Genomic DNA, 16,060 nt, shown 5'->3' with positions numbered 1-16,060 from the left:
CGTATGGGGGCTCTGACGAAAGCTGAGATTGCCGAACGTCTGTATGAAGAGCTGGGCCTGAATAAACGGGAAGCCAAGGAACTGGTGGAGCTCTTCTTCGAAGAGATCCGCCAGGCGCTGGAGCATAACGAACAGGTGAAACTGTCCGGTTTCGGCAATTTTGACCTGCGCGACAAACGCCAGCGCCCTGGGCGCAACCCCAAGACCGGGGAAGAGATCCCGATCACGGCTCGCCGCGTCGTCACCTTTCGTCCAGGCCAGAAACTAAAAGCCAGGGTTGAGGCTTATGCTGGAACCAAGTCATAACGCCGAACTGCCTGCGATTCCGGGCAAACGCTACTTCACCATCGGTGAGGTAAGTGATCTGTGCGCAGTCAAACCGCACGTGCTGCGTTATTGGGAGCAGGAGTTCCCGCAGCTCAACCCGGTCAAGCGTCGCGGAAATCGCCGCTATTATCAGCGCCAGGATGTGCTGATGATTCGCCAGATCCGCGCGCTGCTTTACGATCAAGGCTTCACCATCGGTGGGGCGCGTCAGCGCCTCTCTGGTGACGAAGCGCGTGAAGACGTAACCCAGTACAAGCTGCTCATTCGTCAGATGATCACCGAGCTGGAAGACGTTCTGCAGGTGCTACGCAAGTAGCTGAAAAAAATCAGGAAAGTACTTTGCCGAATGGATTCCTTGCGGTATAGTGCGATCCGCTTACCGGGCAACCGGAAGTAACGTCGGGGCGTAGCGCAGCCTGGTAGCGCACTTGCATGGGGTGCAAGGGGTCGAGTGTTCGAATCACTCCGTCCCGACCAAATTCGGCAAAAAGGCCGGTCAGAAATGACCGGCCTTTTTTGCATTTGGCAGTTCTAAATTGCCTGGCTTCTCTTCTCCTTATCCTGCTGGGATGCGCTGCATCTGCATGTCTTTGACGCCCAGTCGTTCTAGCTTGAGTGTTTCGGCGCTCTTGGTCGTTGGTTTGCCTCCTGGTTCTATGTTTGCGCCTCATTCTGGTGTTGGATGTCCTGTGGAGGGTGATTTCTACTGGTCTCTGTGGTGTCGTCTGGTTCGATGGGGTATGCCTTATGTAGCTGTGTATAGGCTGCGATCGATTGCAGTTGGTGGTGGGGCTGTTGCTGCTTGTGCGCTTTAGGGGCTGTAAGCGCTTTCGCTTGTGCGGCGGCATTTGCCTATCTATTGCGAGAAAAAGGTGGGCGCGCTTGTTTGGTCTCGCGCTGAAAATTCTTTCAGAAAGTCGTTGACGGGCATTTTTAAGTCCCTATAATGCGCACCACTCCCAGCGACGAAGCGCTGAAAGAGCTTGAAAATCAAGCACTTACAGGTTCTCGAGGCTGAGAGTGGTGGTCCGGCAGGCGACTCGCTTGCCGCTTTCTCTTGTTCGCCTCTGCGGGCTCGATGAAAGAAGATCGCCGAGGTGCTTGACAGCGAAATTCAACGCTGTAATATGCTCCTCCCGCTGACGAGAAGCGTTGCTGCTCGAAAGCGCAAGCGGTTGAGTAGAAAAGAGATTTTCGAAAAACAGCTTGACAGCAAGAAGGGCTGCTGTAGAATGCGCGGCCTCGGTTGAGACGAAAGACTTCGCCGAAACGCTCTTTAACAAGTTGAATCAAGCAATTCGTGTGGGTGCTTGTGAGTTAAGACTGGTGATCGCAAGATTATCAGCATCACAAGTAACACTCGTGAATTCGAGAGTTTTTTGCGATTGCTGAGCCAAGTTTAGGGTTTTCTCAAAACCCAATCAGTATTGAACTGAAGAGTTTGATCATGGCTCAGATTGAACGCTGGCGGCAGGCCTAACACATGCAAGTCGAGCGGATGAAGGGAGCTTGCTCTCTGATTCAGCGGCGGACGGGTGAGTAATGCCTAGGAATCTGCCTGGTAGTGGGGGACAACGTTTCGAAAGGAACGCTAATACCGCATACGTCCTACGGGAGAAAGTGGGGGATCTTCGGACCTCACGCTATCAGATGAGCCTAGGTCGGATTAGCTAGTAGGTGAGGTAACGGCTCACCTAGGCGACGATCCGTAACTGGTCTGAGAGGATGATCAGTCACACTGGAACTGAGACACGGTCCAGACTCCTACGGGAGGCAGCAGTGGGGAATATTGGACAATGGGCGAAAGCCTGATCCAGCCATGCCGCGTGTGTGAAGAAGGTCTTCGGATTGTAAAGCACTTTAAGTTGGGAGGAAGGGCAGTAAGTTAATACCTTGCTGTTTTGACGTTACCAACAGAATAAGCACCGGCTAACTTCGTGCCAGCAGCCGCGGTAATACGAAGGGTGCAAGCGTTAATCGGAATTACTGGGCGTAAAGCGCGCGTAGGTGGTTTGGTAAGATGGATGTGAAATCCCCGGGCTCAACCTGGGAACTGCATCCATAACTGCCTGACTAGAGTACGGTAGAGGGTGGTGGAATTTCCTGTGTAGCGGTGAAATGCGTAGATATAGGAAGGAACACCAGTGGCGAAGGCGACCACCTGGACTGATACTGACACTGAGGTGCGAAAGCGTGGGGAGCAAACAGGATTAGATACCCTGGTAGTCCACGCCGTAAACGATGTCGACTAGCCGTTGGAATCCTTGAGATTTTAGTGGCGCAGCTAACGCGATAAGTCGACCGCCTGGGGAGTACGGCCGCAAGGTTAAAACTCAAATGAATTGACGGGGGCCCGCACAAGCGGTGGAGCATGTGGTTTAATTCGAAGCAACGCGAAGAACCTTACCTGGCCTTGACATGTCCGGAATCTTGCAGAGATGCGAGAGTGCCTTCGGGAATCGGAACACAGGTGCTGCATGGCTGTCGTCAGCTCGTGTCGTGAGATGTTGGGTTAAGTCCCGTAACGAGCGCAACCCTTGTCCTTAGTTACCAGCACGTTATGGTGGGCACTCTAAGGAGACTGCCGGTGACAAACCGGAGGAAGGTGGGGATGACGTCAAGTCATCATGGCCCTTACGGCCAGGGCTACACACGTGCTACAATGGTCGGTACAGAGGGTTGCCAAGCCGCGAGGTGGAGCTAATCCCATAAAACCGATCGTAGTCCGGATCGCAGTCTGCAACTCGACTGCGTGAAGTCGGAATCGCTAGTAATCGTGAATCAGAATGTCACGGTGAATACGTTCCCGGGCCTTGTACACACCGCCCGTCACACCATGGGAGTGGGTTGCTCCAGAAGTAGCTAGTCTAACCGCAAGGGGGACGGTTACCACGGAGTGATTCATGACTGGGGTGAAGTCGTAACAAGGTAGCCGTAGGGGAACCTGCGGCTGGATCACCTCCTTAATCGAAGATCCCGGCTTTCTCATAAGCTCCCACACGAATTGCTTGATTCACTGGTAAAGCGACGGTTAGGCAACCCTATATGGGTCTGTAGCTCAGTCGGTTAGAGCGCACCCCTGATAAGGGTGAGGTCGGCAGTTCGAATCTGCCCAGACCCACCAATCGTTGGAAAAGAGGGGGCCATAGCTCAGCTGGGAGAGCGCCTGCTTTGCACGCAGGAGGTCAGGAGTTCGATCCTCCTTGGCTCCACCATCCACGTCGCGAAAGTTCAGACATGAATGTTCAGGGTAATGGAACATTGATGTCTGGTCTTTGTACCGGAACCGTTCTTTAAAAATTTGGGTATGTGATAGAAGTAGACTGAATAATCTCTTTCACTGGTGATTATTCAAGTCAAGGTAAAATTTGCGAGTTCAAGCGCGAATTTTCGGCGAATGTCGTCTTCACGTTCGAGACGTATAACCAGATTGCTTGGGGTTATATGGTCAAGTGAAGAAGCGCATACGGTGGATGCCTTGGCAGTCAGAGGCGATGAAAGACGTGGTAGCCTGCGATAAGCTTCGGGGAGTCGGCAAACAGACTTTGATCCGGAGATCTCTGAATGGGGGAACCCACCCAGCATAAGCTGGGTATCTTGCACTGAATACATAGGTGTAAGAGGCGAACCAGGGGAACTGAAACATCTAAGTACCCTGAGGAAAAGAAATCAACCGAGATTCCCTTAGTAGTGGCGAGCGAACGGGGACTAGCCCTTAAGCTTCTTTGAATCTAACAGAACGCTCTGGAAAGTGCGGCCATAGTGGGTGATAGCCCCGTATGTGAAAGGTTCTTGGAAGTGAAATCGAGTAGGACGGAGCACGAGAAACTTTGTCTGAATATGGGGGGACCATCCTCCAAGGCTAAATACTACTGACTGACCGATAGTGAACCAGTACCGTGAGGGAAAGGCGAAAAGAACCCCGGAGAGGGGAGTGAAATAGAACCTGAAACCGTATGCGTACAAGCAGTGGGAGCCTACTTTGTTAGGTGACTGCGTACCTTTTGTATAATGGGTCAGCGACTTATATTCAGTGGCGAGCTTAACCGAATAGGGAAGGCGTAGCGAAAGCGAGTCTTAATAGGGCGTTTAGTCGCTGGGTATAGACCCGAAACCGGGCGATCTATCCATGAGCAGGTTGAAGGTTAGGTAACACTGACTGGAGGACCGAACCCACTCCCGTTGAAAAGGTAGGGGATGACTTGTGGATCGGAGTGAAAGGCTAATCAAGCTCGGAGATAGCTGGTTCTCCTCGAAAGCTATTTAGGTAGCGCCTCACGTATCACTCCAGGGGGTAGAGCACTGTTTCGGCTAGGGGGTCATCCCGACTTACCAAACCGATGCAAACTCCGAATACCTGGAAGTGTCAGCGTGGGAGACACACGGCGGGTGCTAACGTCCGTCGTGAAAAGGGAAACAACCCAGACCGTCAGCTAAGGTCCCAAAGTTATGGTTAAGTGGTAAACGATGTGGGAAGGCTTAGACAGCTAGGAGGTTGGCTTAGAAGCAGCCACCCTTTAAAGAAAGCGTAATAGCTCACTAGTCGAGTCGGCCTGCGCGGAAGATGTAACGGGGCTCAAACCATACACCGAAGCTACGGGTGCATCGTAAGATGTGCGGTAGAGGAGCGTTCTGTAAGCCTGTGAAGGTGAGTTGAGAAGCTTGCTGGAGGTATCAGAAGTGCGAATGCTGACATGAGTAACGACAATGGGAGTGAAAAACTCCCACGCCGAAAGACCAAGGGTTCCTGCGCAACGTTAATCGACGCAGGGTTAGTCGGTCCCTAAGGCGAGGCTGAAGAGCGTAGTCGATGGGAAACAGGTTAATATTCCTGTACTTCTAGTTACTGCGATGGAGGGACGGAGAAGGCTAGGCCAGCTTGGCGTTGGTTGTCCAAGTTTAAGGTGGTAGGCAGAGATCTTAGGTAAATCCGGGATCTTAATGCCGAGAGCTGATGACGAGCGTTCTTTTAGAACGTGAAGTGGTTGATGCCATGCTTCCAGGAAAAGCTTCTAAGCTTCAGGTAACTAGGAACCGTACCCCAAACCGACACAGGTGGTTGGGTAGAGAATACCAAGGCGCTTGAGAGAACTCGGGTGAAGGAACTAGGCAAAATGGCACCGTAACTTCGGGAGAAGGTGCGCCGGTGAGGGTGAAGTATTTACTACGTAAGCCCATGCCGGTCGAAGATACCAGGCCGCTGCGACTGTTTATTAAAAACACAGCACTCTGCAAACACGAAAGTGGACGTATAGGGTGTGACGCCTGCCCGGTGCCGGAAGGTTAATTGATGGGGTTAGCGAAAGCGAAGCTCTTGATCGAAGCCCCGGTAAACGGCGGCCGTAACTATAACGGTCCTAAGGTAGCGAAATTCCTTGTCGGGTAAGTTCCGACCTGCACGAATGGCGTAACGATGGCGGCGCTGTCTCCACCCGAGACTCAGTGAAATTGAAATCGCTGTGAAGATGCAGTGTATCCGCGGCTAGACGGAAAGACCCCGTGAACCTTTACTGTAGCTTTGCACTGGACTTTGAGCCTGCTTGTGTAGGATAGGTGGGAGGCTTTGAAGCGTGGACGCCAGTTCGCGTGGAGCCATCCTTGAAATACCACCCTGGCATGCTTGAGGTTCTAACTCTGGTCCGTTATCCGGATCGAGGACAGTGTATGGTGGGCAGTTTGACTGGGGCGGTCTCCTCCTAAAGAGTAACGGAGGAGTACGAAGGTGCGCTCAGACCGGTCGGAAATCGGTCGTAGAGTATAAAGGCAAAAGCGCGCTTGACTGCGAGACAGACACGTCGAGCAGGTACGAAAGTAGGTCTTAGTGATCCGGTGGTTCTGTATGGAAGGGCCATCGCTCAACGGATAAAAGGTACTCCGGGGATAACAGGCTGATACCGCCCAAGAGTTCATATCGACGGCGGTGTTTGGCACCTCGATGTCGGCTCATCACATCCTGGGGCTGAAGCCGGTCCCAAGGGTATGGCTGTTCGCCATTTAAAGTGGTACGCGAGCTGGGTTTAGAACGTCGTGAGACAGTTCGGTCCCTATCTGCCGTGGACGTTTGAGATTTGAGAGGGGCTGCTCCTAGTACGAGAGGACCGGAGTGGACGAACCTCTGGTGTTCCGGTTGTCACGCCAGTGGCATTGCCGGGTAGCTATGTTCGGAATAGATAACCGCTGAAAGCATCTAAGCGGGAAACTAGCCTCAAGATGAGATCTCACTGGGAACTTGATTCCCCTAAAGGGCCGTCGAAGACTACGACGTTGATAGGTTGGGTGTGTAAGCGCTGTGAGGCGTTGAGCTAACCAATACTAATTGCCCGTGAGGCTTGACCATATAACACCCAAACAATTTGTGTGTTAGACGGTGAAGTCGACGAACCGAAAGTTCGTGTGAACCGCAAATTACCTGTCACATACCCGAATCTGGATGAGCGTGTGCGTAAGCCACGAGCATCCGAAAGAATTGCTTGACGACCATAGAGCGTTGGAACCACCTGATCCCATCCCGAACTCAGAAGTGAAACGATGCATCGCCGATGGTAGTGTGGAGTTTCTCCATGTGAGAGTAGGTCATCGTCAAGCACCTATCCCAAAGCCCCTGATCAGCGAAAGCTGGTCGGGGGTTTTGCTTATTAGTGTAAGCAGACCGAATTCGGATGAGCGCCAAGGCGAGCATCCAAGCGAATTGCTTGACGACCATAGAGCGTTGGAACCACCTGATCCCATCCCGAACTCAGAAGTGAAACGACGCATCGCCGATGGTAGTGTGGAGTTTCTCCATGTGAGAGTAGGTCATCGTCAAGCTTCTAATTCCGAAGCCCCTGATCAGCGAAAGCTGGTCGGGGGCTTTGTCTTTTGGGGCGGAAAAATACTCGGTTCCGCTATCAGTCGGTGAGGGCAGATACTGCTGTTTAACGTCGGTTTAGAAGCCTTTGGCGACAAGTCAGAGGGCGCTAGCGAGACATCGCGTCTGCACTCCAGGAGGGCTTCCTCGCAGGCCTGCGCGATTCTCTTCATGCTGCAGCCCAGGCGGAGTCGAGGAGTTGAGCACTGCATTGCCACGCAGCGCTCAAGTGCCAACGATCTTGCTCCCATTCTGGCAACGAAGGTTTGGCGCATATTCGGTATGCCGGTTGGGGGGTGTGGCTAGAGATGGCTGATGAGCTGGTTCAACGCCCCTGCTCGTTGCTTTCCCGTTCGCTGCCGCCATCAGTTTGCTGAAGGTGGTCTTATCGTTGCTGCGGGCAGCTCTTATCAGATCGGTCTGCTTGGATGTCCTTCTTGGCCTGCGCCAGGAGGGCAGCAGACAGGAATCGCAGGCACAAAAAAGGCGCCCTAGGGCGCCTTTCTCGATTCGGCTAGAGATCAGCCGTTGTAACGCTTCAGCACCAGAGTGGCGTTGGTGCCACCGAAGCCGAAGCTGTTGCTCATTACGGTGTCGAGCTTGGCGCCTTCGCGGGTCTCGCGCAGGATCGGCATGTCGGCGACTTCCGGGTCCAGCTCGTCGATGTTGGCGGAACCGGCGATGAAGTTGCCTTCCATCATCAGCATGCAGTAGATCGCCTCGTGCACGCCGGCCGCGCCCAGGGAGTGACCGGACAGGCTCTTGGTGGAGCTGATGGCCGGGGCCTTGTCGCCGAACACTTCGCGGATGCCGCGAATTTCTGCAACGTCGCCGACCGGGGTCGAGGTGCCGTGGGTGTTCAGGTAGTCGATCGGGGTATCGACGGTGGACAGCGCCTGCTGCATGCAGCGGATCGCGCCTTCGCCGCTCGGAGCGACCATGTCGTAGCCGTCGGAGGTGGCACCATAGCCGACGATCTCGGCGTAGATCTTCGCGCCGCGCTTGAGTGCGTGCTCGAGTTCTTCCACCACTACCATGCCGCCACCGCCAGCAATGACGAAGCCGTCACGCTTGGCGTCGTAGGCGCGGGAGGCTTTCTCCGGGGTGTCGTTGTACTGGGTGGAGAGGGCGCCCATGGCGTCGAACAGGCAGCTCTGGCTCCAGTGTTCTTCTTCACCGCCGCCGGCGAAGACCACGTCCTGCTTGCCCATCTGGATCTGTTCCATCGCGTGGCCGATGCAGTGCGCGCTGGTGGCGCAAGCCGAGGAGATGGAGTAGTTCACGCCCTTGATCTGGAAGGGGGTGGCCAGGCAGGCGGATACGGTGCTGCCCATGGTGCGGGTGACGCGGTATGGGCCGATGCGCTTGACGCCTTTTTCGCGCAGAGTGTCGATGGCTTCCATCTGGTTCAGGGTGGAAGCGCCGCCGGAACCGGCGATCAGGCCGGTGCGCGGGTTGGAGATCTGCTCTTCGGTCAGGCCCGAGTCCTTGATCGCCTGTTCCATCGACAGGTAGGCGAAGGCCGCGGCGTCGCCCATGAAGCGCAGGACCTTGCGGTCGATCAGCTCTTCGAGGTTGAGGTTCACCGAACCGGAAACGTGGCTGCGCAGGCCCATGTCCGCGTAGGACTGGTTGTGGCGGATGCCAGCACGGCCGGCGCGCAGGTTGGCGGATACGGTTTCTTTGTCAGTGCCCAGGCAGGAGACGATGCCGAGGCCGGTGATCACGACGCGACGCATGCGGATAACCCTTAGAAGCTGTCAGTGGAAGTGAACAGGCCGACGCGCAGGCCTTCGGCACTGTAGATCTCGCGACCGTCGACGCTAACGCTGCCATCGGCGATAGCCAGGACCAGCGAGCGGTTGATGGTGCGCTTGATATGAATGTTGTAGGTGACCTTCTTCGCGGTCGGCAGGACCTGACCGAAGAATTTCACTTCGCCCGAGCCCAGGGCACGGCCACGGCCGGGGTTGCCCTGCCAGCCCAGGTAGAAGCCAACCAGCTGCCACATGGCGTCGAGGCCCAGGCAGCCCGGCATCACCGGATCGCCTTCGAAGTGGCAGGCGAAGAACCACAGGTCCGGGTTGATATCCAGCTCGGCGACCAGTTCGCCCTTGCCATACTTGCCGCCGACGTCGCTGATGTGGGTGATGCGATCGATCATCAGCATGTTGGGGGCGGGCAGTTGCGCATTACCCGGGCCGAAGAGCTCGCCGCGGCTGCAGCGCAGCAGGTCTTCTCGGGTGAAGGCGTTTTGTTTGGTCATGCGAGCTCCTCAAAAATCCTCAACGGCAGGGCGATCATCAATCGTCCTGCGGCTCCGCGCGCCTGGTTGTTGTCGCGGCGTCCAGCGGCAGCCTAGTCATAGACTATTGCCTTACAGTTAAAGTCACAGCACCGGGCGAACGGTTGTTCACTTTATTTGGTGCTTTCCACTTTCTGCCGAGCCCTACGGGTTTGCGGCAGGTGTCGCAGTGTGGGCGAACAGGGCCGAGCGATCAACGTCCCGGCGCTATCCAGCGCTGCAGCATGCGCTGCAGATCGGCACGCTTGAAAGGCTTGGCCAGGTAGTCGTCCATGCCCGCTTCCAGGCAGGCCTCGCGATCACCCTGCAGCGCATTCGCGGTCAGGGCGATGATCGGTACCTGTTGGTGCCCTGTCTGACCTCGGATCTGCCGCGTCGCTTCGTAGCCGTCGAGCAGCGGTAGACGGCAATCCATCAGGATGGCGTCGAACTGCTCGCGCTCGGCCGTGCTTACGGCTTGGGCTCCATCGCCAACAAGGGTGACGCTATATCCGAGGCTGCGCAACATTGCCTCGATGACGGTCTGGTTGACCGGATTGTCCTCCACCAGCAGAACAGACTGCCCGCTGGCCAATTCCGGGGGACGATTCGGGTCCGCAGCTGCGACACCATGGCGCGCCTGGAAGGGCAGGGGGATCTCGAGGGTGAAGGTCGAGCCCAGGCCTTCTTCGCTGGACGCCTGCAGCGTGCCGCCCATGCGCTCGGCCAGGGTGCGTGCAATCGCCAGGCCCAGGCCGGTGCCGCCGTAGCGCCGCGAGGTGGAAGAGTCGGCCTGGCGGAAGGCTTCGAACATGTGCTCCAGGCGCTCCGCGGAGATGCCGATGCCGCTGTCGTTCACCGCGCAAGTCAGCCAGAGCACTTCGTCGTCCAGCGCCTGCCAGCGGACTTCCAGACGAATGGCGCCTTCCTCGGTGAATTTGAGCGCGTTGCCCAGCAGGTTGACCAGGATCTGCCGCAGCCGCGTGGGGTCGCCACGCACCTCCAGCGCCTCCAGCCCGCGCTGGACGTCCATGCGCAGATCCAGGCCGCGTTGCTGGGCGCTGTGCTGGAACACCTGCACCGAGCCATGGATGAGCTCCAGCAGGTTGAACGGGATGCGCTCCAGTTCCAGGGCGCCACGTTCGATGCGCGAAAAGTCGAGGATGTCGTTGATGACCTTGAGCAGGTGTTCGGTGGATTCGGTGGCCAGCGCCGTGTATTCGGCCTGCTCATGGTTGAGCTCGGTGGTTTCCAGCAACTGCAGCATGCCCAGCACGCCATTCATGGGCGTGCGCAGCTCGTGGCTCATCATCGCGAGGAAGTCCGACTTGCTGCGGTTGGCCTGTTCGGCTTCCTCACGGGAGGCCACGAGCTGGGCAATCATCCGCTCCTGCTCGTTGCTGGCTCGCTGCAGTCCCTGGACGAGGTTGTTGATGTGGCGCGCCAGGTCGCCGACTTCGCCTTCGTCGAGGATTGGCAGGTGGGTCTGGTAATCGCCGGCCTGGATCGCCTGCACTGCGCTGGCCATGCTGCTGATCGGTGCTGCTAGTCGCCGTGCCAGGCGCCGCGCAAGGAGCAGGGTGAGCAGCAGGGCGAAGAAGGCCAGCAGGGCGGCCTTGAAGAGGATTTCCTGCTGACGCTCGCTGAAGGCGTCGTTGGCCATGCCGACGACCACGCGCCCCAGGTAGTCGGCATCGCTACCGCTCGCTGGGGACGTCTGTCCCGGGTTGTGGTGTGCCGCGACTTCAGCCGGCGCCACATGTTCGCGCTGGATGGCCGCGTGGAAGACCTCGACCTTGGGGCTCTCCTGGCCGGCGACAGCCGCCTCGTGCTCGGCGTAGACGAGGATCTCGTCGTCGCGATTGCGGACTTCGATGAAACGCACGTGTGGCGTGGTCAGGGTCGTGCGCAGCAGGCTCTGCAGCACCGGAAGATTGCCGCTGAGGACGCCGTACTCCGCCGCCGGCGCGAGCTGGTTGGCGATCAGCTGGCCGGTGTGGTTCAGCTCCTGGCGCAGGTCCTGCAGCCGCGAGTGGATGAAATAGCCGGTCAGCAACAGGGTCAGCAGCAGGGCCGGGCCCAGGCTGATGGCGAGCATGCGGTTCTGGATGTTCCAGCCCTTGGGCGGGGTCATGGTCGGACTCCGTGGCTGGACGCGAGCGAAATTCGGGAGTGAAGCATGGCGTACTCGGAACGGCCCTGTTCTCGATTCTGTTCGGTTGGAGGATGTTAAACGAGGCCGTGGCCATTGCCAGTGCGTTGATCCGCACTGGCCGCTCGGCAGAGGGGCCTTATAATGCCCCAATCGCCGCCCTCGTGCGGTTCGTTATGGAAGTGTCATGACAGAGCAGCAACCCATCGCCGTGCTGGGAGGTGGCAGTTTCGGCACCGCCTTCGCCAACCTGCTGGCGGAGAATGGTCAGCGCGTGCGCCAATGGATGCGCGACGAGGAGCAGGCCGCGAGCATTCGCGCCCAGCGCGAGAATCCGCGGTACCTGAAGGGCGTGCGCATCCACGACAACGTCGAGCCGGTCACTGACCTGGCGGCGACGTTGCGCGACTGCGAGCTGATCTTCGTTGCCGTGCCGTCCAGCGCCCTGCGCAACGTCCTGCAGCCGTTCGCCGAGCAACTGGCGGGCAAGCTGCTGATCAGCCTGACCAAGGGTATCGAGGCGCAGAGCTTCAAGCTGATGAGCCAGATCCTCGAGGAGATCGCTCCACAAGCCCGCATCGGGGTCATTTCCGGACCGAACCTGGCCCGCGAGATCGCCGAGCATGAGTTGACCGCCACAGTGGTCGCGAGCGAGGACGAAGTGCTCTGCGAGCGAGTGCAGGAAGCGCTGCACGGCCGCACCTTCCGCGTCTATGCCAGCGCCGACCGTTTCGGCGTCGAGCTGGGTGGTGCGCTGAAGAACGTCTACGCCATCATCGCCGGCATGGCTGCCGCGCTGGGCATGGGCGAGAACACCAAGGGCATGCTGATCACTCGTGCGCTGGCGGAGATGACCCGCTTCGCCGTCAAGCTCGGCGCCAACCCCATGACCTTCCTCGGCCTGGCCGGCGTGGGCGACTTGATCGTCACCTGTTCGTCACCCAAGAGCCGTAACTATCAGGTCGGATTCGCCCTCGGCGAAGGCCTGAGCCTGGAAGAGGCGGTAGCGCGCATGGGCGAGACGGCCGAGGGGGTGAACACCCTCAAGGTGCTCAAGACCAAGGCCGACGAGCTGGGCGTGTACATGCCGCTGGTCGCCGGGCTCTACGCCATCCTCTTCGGCGGGCGCACGCTGGCCCAGGTGATCCAGGCCCTGATGAGCGGCGAGCCGAAGACCGATGTCGACTTCATTCCAACCAGTGGTTTCTGAGGAGGTACACATGTCCGCCGATCGTATGGAAAAGGAATCGCTGGTCCTGCGCGTCCTCTGGATGCTGCTGTTCGCCCTGGTCTGGTACGTCGCCCAGATGCTGCTTGGCGCCGTGGTCGTCGTGCAGCTGATCTACCGCATCATCTACAGCGCACCGAGCGCGGGCCTGCTGGCTTTCGGCGACAGCCTCAGCCAGTACCTCGCCCAGATCGGCCGCTTCGGCACCTTCAACAGCGACGAGAAGCCCTGGCCGTTTGCCGACTGGCCGACTCCACGTGCCCCGGAAGGCGAGGCCGCCCATGCGGTGCCGCCGGCGCCGCACCCGGTGCGGGACGAGGAGCCCAAGCTGTGAAACTGTGGCTGCTGCGCCACGGTCAGGCCGAGCCGCAGGCGCGCCGTGATGCCGACCGACAGCTCACTGCCCATGGCCGCAAGGAAGTGCTGCAGAGTGCCGGGCACCTGGCCGGCCATGCGCTCGACGGCATTCTCGCCAGCCCCTATGTGCGGGCCCAGCAGACCGCCGAGCTGGTACGCGAGGCCCTGGGTTTCGCCGGAGCGGTCGGCACTGCGCCCTGGTTGACGCCAGACGACGATCCGCGCGATGTGCTGCGTTTTCTCGATGGGCGCGGCGAGCAGAACCTGCTGCTGGTCAGCCACCAGCCGCTGATCGGCGCGCTCGGTGGGCTGCTGGTGCATGGCAGCCGGGACGAGGCCCTTCCAATGGGCACCGCATCGCTTGCAGAGCTTGAGGGCGACTGCCCGTTGGCGGGGCTGATGAACCTGGTATCGCTCTACCATCCCGGGCATTCCTGAGTCCGCTGTACGAGGCCCCGCTAGGGGCCTCGACGTTTCCCCCTCGCTGAAACGCTGCTCCGTAGCGGGATTACAGCGCTGTTCTGTCATATTCGTCTGACGAATTTCCCTACAAAAGTTCACATATCCCTGCTTGCCTGCCCTCTGTCGGGCGTGGAATAGTCGACCAAGCAAGTGCTTGGTCGATCTATCGCTACACCTCTAGAACAACAAAAAAGGAGGGGCATGTGGTCACTGCAATCCGTTCTCCGCTCGAGCAATTCCTGCAACGCGAGGCACGTCATCCGCACAAGCGCTACCTGGTCCAGCCGTTGCCGGGCGGACAGGTGGAAAGCCTGACCTGGGCCCAGGTCGGCGAGCAGGCGCGGCGCGCCGCCGCCTGGCTGCGCAGCCTGCAGCTTCCGGCGGGAAGCCGGGTGGCGATCATCTCGAAGAACTGCGCGCACTGGATCGTCGCCGATATCGCCATCTGGATGGCCGGATACGTCTCGGTGCCCTTGTATCCCAACCTCACTGCCGAGTCGGCGCGCCAGGTGCTGAGCCACTCGGAGACTGCCGTTGCCTTCGTCGGCAAGCTCGACGACTGGCCGGCGATGGCGCCCGGGCTGCCGAGCGGCGTGCTCAGCGTGGCGCTGCCGCTGCACCCAGAAGGCCGCTTCGATCACAGTTGGGATGACCTCCAGGCCGTTGAGCCGCTGCAGGACGTGCAGCTGCCCGATCCGAGCGCGCTCGCCACCCTTATCTACACCTCCGGCACCACCGGCACGCCCAAGGGCGTGATGCATTCCTTCGCCAATTTCGATTTCGCCGCGAGCCACGCCATCGAGTTGTTCGGCGTAGGCGAGGATGATCGGCTTCTGTCGTACCTGCCGCTGTGCCACGTGGCCGAGCGCATGTTCGTGGAAATGGCGTCAATCTATGCCGGGCAGACGATCTTCTTCGCCGAGAGCCTGGATACCTTCGTTGCCGACATGCGCCGCGCTCGGCCCACGGTGTTCTTCGGCGTGCCGCGGATCTGGACCAAGTTCCAGATGGGCGTCTACTCGCAGATGCCGGCGCAGAAGCTCGACCGCCTGCTGCGTTTGCCGATCATCGGGCGTCTGGTCGGGCGCAAGGTCCTCGCCGGGCTAGGCCTGGACGCGGTGCGCTACGCCCTGTGCGGTGCCGCGCCGGTGCCTCCGGCCTTGCTCGACTGGTACAAGCGCCTGGGCCTGAGCGTGCTGGAGGTCTACGGCATGACCGAGAACTGCGGCTATTCCCATGTGTGCCGGCCCGGTAAGCAGCGCGAGGGCTGGATCGGCCAGAACAGCCCAGGCGTGGAAGTGCGCATCAGCGACGAAGGCGAGGTGCAGGTGCGTAGCGGCGCGACCATGCTCGGCTACTTCAAGGACCCGGAGAAGACCGCCGAAACCCTTACCGAGGACGGCTTCTTGCGTACCGGCGACAAGGGCGAGCAGGACGCCGATGGCAACCTGCGCCTGACCGGCCGGCTCAAGGAAATCTTCAAGACCGGCAAGGGCAAGTACGTCGCCCCGGCGCCGATCGAGAATCGCCTCGCGGTGCATTCACGCATCGAGCAGATCTGCGTGGTCGGCGACGGCCTGGTGGCACCGCTGGGCCTTTGCGTGCTCTCCGAGGTGGGCCGCCAGGAGGCCGCCAACGGCTCGCGTCCGGCGCTGGAGCAGAGCCTGCGCACGCTGCTGGAGGAGGTCAACGGCGAGCTCGACAAGCACGAGCGTCTGGCCGGCCTGGTACTGGTGAAGGAGGTCTGGACGGTGGACAACGGCTTCCTCACACCGACCCTGAAGATCAAGCGCAACGTGGTGGAAAGTGCCTATGGCGCGCATTTCAACGACTGGGCCGAGCGCCGCGAAGCGGTGCAGTGGCATGACTGAGCAAGGAGTGAATGCATGAGCCTGTGGCGTACCCAGCCGAACCTGGAGGCCCTCAACGCCAACCAGAAGAACACCATCGGTGAGGTTCTGGGCATCCGCTTCGAGGCGGTGGACGACGACTCGCTGACTGCCAGCATGCCGGTCGATTCGCGCACCCACCAGCCGTATGGGCTGCTGCACGGCGGCGCCTCTGTGGTGCTGGCGGAAACCGTCGGCTCGACCGCCAGCTACTTGTGCCTGGATAACAGCAAGTACTACTGCGTGGGCCTGGAAGTGAACGCCAACCACCTGCGCGGCCTGCGCAGCGGGCGGGTGACGGCGGTGGCGAAGGCGGTGCATATCGGCCGCTCCACCCACGTATGGGAAATTCGCCTGCACGGGGACGATGGCAAGCCCAGTTGCATCTCGCGGCTGACCATGGCGGTGGTGCCGCTGGAGCGCTGAACCCCGAGATACCCGCAGGAGCGAGCAAGCTCGCTCCTGCGAACAGCCCGCGCGGCGCTCCACCCCCGCAATTTTGTCCAAGACCCGC

General features: G+C 59.2%; 10 protein-coding genes, 3 tRNA genes and 4 rRNA genes. 14 read left to right on the top strand and 3 right to left on the bottom strand.

The genetic code is table 11. The features are described from left to right. Positions 1–3 precede the first annotated feature (3 nt). The 9 genes from ihfA to rrf (ACA097_RS03810) all read left to right on the top strand — a co-directional run bounded on the left by ihfA (position 4) and on the right by rrf (ACA097_RS03810) (position 7,134). Positions 4–306, top strand: a complete 303-nt coding sequence (gene ihfA / locus ACA097_RS03850) for an integration host factor subunit alpha (RefSeq protein WP_003090661.1) — start codon at positions 4–6, stop codon at positions 304–306. Then, positions 287–643, top strand: a complete 357-nt coding sequence (locus ACA097_RS03845; protein ID WP_043250922.1) for a MerR family transcriptional regulator — start codon at positions 287–289, stop codon at positions 641–643. Before ihfA ends, ACA097_RS03845 begins: the two co-directional genes overlap by 20 nt. An 84-nt stretch (positions 644–727) precedes the next feature. After that, a tRNA-Pro gene (locus ACA097_RS03840) sits at positions 728–804 on the top strand. A 952-nt stretch (positions 805–1,756) separates the two neighbouring features. Further along, positions 1,757–3,293: ribosomal RNA gene (locus tag ACA097_RS03835) — 16S ribosomal RNA — on the top strand. A gap of 81 nt (positions 3,294–3,374) precedes the next feature. Next, a tRNA-Ile gene (locus ACA097_RS03830) sits at positions 3,375–3,451 on the top strand. 15 nt (positions 3,452–3,466) lie between these two features. Continuing rightward, positions 3,467–3,542: transfer RNA gene (locus ACA097_RS03825), tRNA-Ala, on the top strand. A 231-nt stretch (positions 3,543–3,773) separates the two neighbouring features. Further along, positions 3,774–6,664: ribosomal RNA gene (locus ACA097_RS03820) — 23S ribosomal RNA — on the top strand. A gap of 132 nt (positions 6,665–6,796) precedes the next feature. Continuing rightward, a 5S ribosomal RNA gene (gene rrf / locus ACA097_RS03815) occupies positions 6,797–6,912 on the top strand. Positions 6,913–7,018: 106 nt separating this feature from the next. Further along, positions 7,019–7,134, top strand: a 5S ribosomal RNA gene (gene rrf, locus ACA097_RS03810). Together the 16S, 23S and 5S rRNA genes with 2 tRNA genes alongside form the textbook arrangement of a ribosomal RNA operon. A 561-nt stretch (positions 7,135–7,695) precedes the next feature. On the opposite strand, the gene fabB is transcribed toward rrf (ACA097_RS03810), so the two are convergent. The 3 genes from fabB to ACA097_RS03795 form a co-directional block, all read right to left on the bottom strand. After that, positions 7,696–8,913: a beta-ketoacyl-ACP synthase I gene (gene fabB, locus ACA097_RS03805; protein WP_043250923.1), complete on the bottom strand. Its 1,218-nt coding sequence runs from the start codon at positions 8,911–8,913 to the stop codon at positions 7,696–7,698. A gap of 11 nt (positions 8,914–8,924) precedes the next feature. Further along, a complete protein-coding gene (gene fabA, locus ACA097_RS03800; protein WP_043250924.1) occupies positions 8,925–9,440 on the bottom strand; it encodes a 3-hydroxyacyl-[acyl-carrier-protein] dehydratase FabA in 516 nt (171 codons plus the stop codon). Between the two features lie 232 nt (positions 9,441–9,672). Beyond that, on the bottom strand, positions 9,673–11,592 hold the full coding sequence (locus ACA097_RS03795; RefSeq protein WP_043250927.1) for an ATP-binding protein: 1,920 nt from the start codon (positions 11,590–11,592) through the stop codon (positions 9,673–9,675). Positions 11,593–11,797: 205 nt separating this feature from the next. Here ACA097_RS03795 and ACA097_RS03790 point away from each other — a divergent pair, with 205 nt between their 5' ends. The 5 genes from ACA097_RS03790 (at position 11,798) to ACA097_RS03770 (ending at position 15,972) form a co-directional block, all read left to right on the top strand. Then, the gene (locus ACA097_RS03790) at positions 11,798–12,820 is read left to right on the top strand and encodes an NAD(P)H-dependent glycerol-3-phosphate dehydrogenase (RefSeq protein WP_043250930.1); all 1,023 of its coding nucleotides are present in this window, start codon (positions 11,798–11,800) and stop codon (positions 12,818–12,820) included. Between the two features lie 10 nt (positions 12,821–12,830). Continuing rightward, entirely contained in the window at positions 12,831–13,172 is a 342-nt protein-coding gene (locus tag ACA097_RS03785) for a DUF4389 domain-containing protein (RefSeq protein ID WP_371368605.1), read from the top strand. Continuing rightward, positions 13,169–13,633, top strand: a complete 465-nt coding sequence (gene sixA / locus ACA097_RS03780; RefSeq protein WP_160286412.1) for a phosphohistidine phosphatase SixA — start codon at positions 13,169–13,171, stop codon at positions 13,631–13,633. The genes ACA097_RS03785 and sixA overlap by 4 nt, the downstream gene beginning before the upstream one ends. A 227-nt stretch (positions 13,634–13,860) precedes the next feature. Beyond that, a complete protein-coding gene (locus ACA097_RS03775) occupies positions 13,861–15,528 on the top strand; it encodes an AMP-binding protein (protein ID WP_371368603.1) in 1,668 nt (555 codons plus the stop codon). 15 nt (positions 15,529–15,543) lie between these two features. Further along, on the top strand, positions 15,544–15,972 hold the full coding sequence (locus ACA097_RS03770; protein WP_043250937.1) for a hotdog fold thioesterase: 429 nt from the start codon (positions 15,544–15,546) through the stop codon (positions 15,970–15,972). Positions 15,973–16,060 lie beyond the last annotated feature (88 nt).

It is taken from the genome of Pseudomonas sp. QL9 (assembly GCF_041409665.1).
Classification (GTDB): Bacteria; Pseudomonadota; Gammaproteobacteria; order Pseudomonadales; family Pseudomonadaceae; genus Pseudomonas; species Pseudomonas knackmussii.
This window is presented reverse-complemented; position numbering and strand designations above follow the sequence as displayed.

Excerpts from the sequence above, each read along its gene's own strand:
- ihfA (WP_003090661.1), top strand. The coding sequence starts at position 4 with ATGGGGGCTCTGACGAAAGCTGAGATTGCCGAACGTCTGTATGAAGAG.
- ACA097_RS03845 (WP_043250922.1), top strand. The coding sequence starts at position 287 with ATGCTGGAACCAAGTCATAACGCCGAACTGCCTGCGATTCCGGGCAAA.
- fabB (WP_043250923.1), bottom strand. The coding sequence starts at position 8,913 with ATGCGTCGCGTCGTGATCACCGGCCTCGGCATCGTCTCCTGCCTGGGC.
- fabA (WP_043250924.1), bottom strand. The coding sequence starts at position 9,440 with ATGACCAAACAAAACGCCTTCACCCGAGAAGACCTGCTGCGCTGCAGC.
- ACA097_RS03795 (WP_043250927.1), bottom strand. The coding sequence starts at position 11,592 with ATGACCCCGCCCAAGGGCTGGAACATCCAGAACCGCATGCTCGCCATC.
- ACA097_RS03790 (WP_043250930.1), top strand. The coding sequence starts at position 11,798 with ATGACAGAGCAGCAACCCATCGCCGTGCTGGGAGGTGGCAGTTTCGGC.
- ACA097_RS03785 (WP_371368605.1), top strand. The coding sequence starts at position 12,831 with ATGTCCGCCGATCGTATGGAAAAGGAATCGCTGGTCCTGCGCGTCCTC.
- ACA097_RS03770 (WP_043250937.1), top strand. The coding sequence starts at position 15,544 with ATGAGCCTGTGGCGTACCCAGCCGAACCTGGAGGCCCTCAACGCCAAC.